Genomic DNA, 584 nt, shown 5'->3' with positions numbered 1-584 from the left:
ATGGCGGTTGATGATGGTTTTGGCGTAACGGAAACAGCGCGAAGGTTATCTATTCCGATGAAAACCTTGGCGAATTGGGTTACGCATTACCGACAGGACAAGCACGAGTTCGCCTTGAAGCCGGGCGTGAATGAGCAGGATGCGGAGTTGGCGCTACTGAAGAAAGAAAACGCCCTGCTGCGTATGGAGCGCGACATTCTAAAAAAAGCGGCGGCGTACTTTGCCAAGGAGTCGCTGTGAGGTACGCCGCAGCGAGCGCTTTGCGACACCTATATCCCGTCCGGTTTGTTTGCCTGGTTTTGCACGCATCTGTCAGTGGATACTATGCCTGGCTCAAACGCTACGCGGCCCCATCACGCAAGACAACCCGCCTGGAGGCCGAGGTTCTGGCTGCCCACCAGAGAACACGCGGCACATACGGCGCGGAACGGTTGCACCGGGAACTCGTAGCAAGCGGCTGTGCCGTCAGCCTTTGGAAGGTCAAGCGGTTACGCCGCAAACTGGGCCTCGTCTGTAAGCGCAAACGGCGGGTTATCCGCACCACGGAATCAAATCACGCGCTGGCGGTCGCTCCCAATCTTTTA

General features: G+C 57.2%; 2 protein-coding genes. Both read left to right on the top strand.

The window, feature by feature from the left end; genetic code table 11:
• Positions 1-240 (top strand): transposase (locus V6C16_RS14715; RefSeq protein WP_333543624.1); only part of this gene is annotated, 240 nt, incomplete at its 5' end.
• A 59-nt stretch (positions 241-299) separates the two neighbouring features.
• The coding region (locus V6C16_RS14710) for an IS3 family transposase (RefSeq protein ID WP_333543623.1) at positions 300-584 on the top strand (285 nt) is incomplete at its 3' end.

The sequence above is a fragment of the Desulfovibrio sp. 1188_IL3213 genome, assembly GCF_036763145.1.
Taxonomy (GTDB): domain Bacteria; phylum Desulfobacterota; class Desulfovibrionia; order Desulfovibrionales; family Desulfovibrionaceae; genus Desulfovibrio.
Note: the sequence above shows the minus strand (reverse complement) of the source record. Positions and strands in the feature narration are given on the sequence as shown.